Annotated in this window: 2 protein-coding genes; both read right to left on the minus strand. The window is 71.8% G+C overall.

What is annotated here, in order from left to right:
• Positions 1-734, minus strand: a 734-nt coding sequence (locus AB0I60_RS37465) for a GTP-binding protein (RefSeq protein ID WP_360739019.1), incomplete at its 3' end; no start/stop codon positions are given.
• A partial coding sequence (gene cysD, locus AB0I60_RS37470; RefSeq protein ID WP_360739022.1) for a sulfate adenylyltransferase subunit CysD occupies positions 735-1,238 on the minus strand: 504 nt, incomplete at its 5' end.

Below are 1,238 nucleotides of genomic sequence, written 5' to 3' on the forward strand. Positions count from 1 at the left end.
CCGGCGTAGCCCCGGTAGTCGGGGTACTCGGCGGTGCGCGGCCGGATCACGTACTGCACCGGGAAGCGGAACGGCGCGTCGTGCGGGTCCGGCTCCACCGGCACCGTCTCCAGGTGCTCCAGCAGCGTCGGGCCCGAGTACCACGGCGTGTTCGCCGAGCGGTCCACCACGTTGTCGCCCGCGAGCGCCGACACCGGGATCTCCACCACCGCGTCCTCGGCGAACCCGAGGGCCCCGGCGTGCGCGGTGAACTCCTTGGCGATCCGGGAGAACACGGCCTCCGCGTAGTCCACCAGGTCGATCTTGTTCACCGCGAGCACCAGGCGCGGCACGCCCAGCAGCGCGAGCACCGCCGCGTGCCGGCGGGTCTGCTCCACCACGCCCTTGCGCGCGTCCACCAGCAGCACGCCCAGCTGCGCGGTGGACGCGCCGGTCACCGTGTTGCGGGTGTACTGCACGTGCCCCGGCGTGTCGGCCAGCACGAACGACCGCCGGGGCGTGGCGAAGTACCGGTAGGCCACGTCGATGGTGATGCCCTGCTCGCGCTCCGAGCGCAGCCCGTCCACCAGCAGCGAGAGGTCCGGCGTGGCCAGCCCCCGGTCCGCGCTGGCCCGGTGCACGGCGTCCAGGGTGTCCGCCAGCACGGATTTCGTGTCGTAGAGCAGCCTGCCGACGAGCGTGGACTTCCCGTCGTCCACGCTGCCCGCCGTGGCCAGCCTCAACAGGTCGCTCATCTAGAAGTAGCCCTCCCGCTTGCGGTCCTCCATGGCGGCCTCCGACAGCCGGTCGTCGGCCCGGGTCGCGCCGCGCTCGGTCAGCCGCGACGCGGCCACCTCGGCGATCACGGCCCCGATGTCGGCGGCGTCGGACTCGACGGCTCCCGTGCAGGAGCCGTCGCCGACCGTCCGGTACCGGACGGTCCTGGTGAGCAGCTCCTCGCCGTCACGCGGACCACCCCACGGCCCTTCGGCCAGCCACATGCCGTCCCGGAGCCAGACGTCGCGCCGGTGCGCGTAGTAGATCGACGGCAATTCGATCCCCTCCCGCGCGATGTAGTGCCAGACGTCCAGCTCGGTCCAGTTGGAGAGCGGGAATACCCGCACATGTTCCCCCGGACGGTGCCGTCCGTTGTAGAGGTTCCACAATTCGGGACGCTGCCGCCTGGGCTCCCACTGACCGAATGCGTTCCGTAGGCTGAAAATGCGCTCCTTGGCCCGCGCCCGCTCCTCGTCGCGGCG

The sequence above is a fragment of the Actinosynnema sp. NPDC050436 genome, assembly GCF_040655415.1.
GTDB lineage: Bacteria > Actinomycetota > Actinomycetes > Mycobacteriales > Pseudonocardiaceae > Actinosynnema.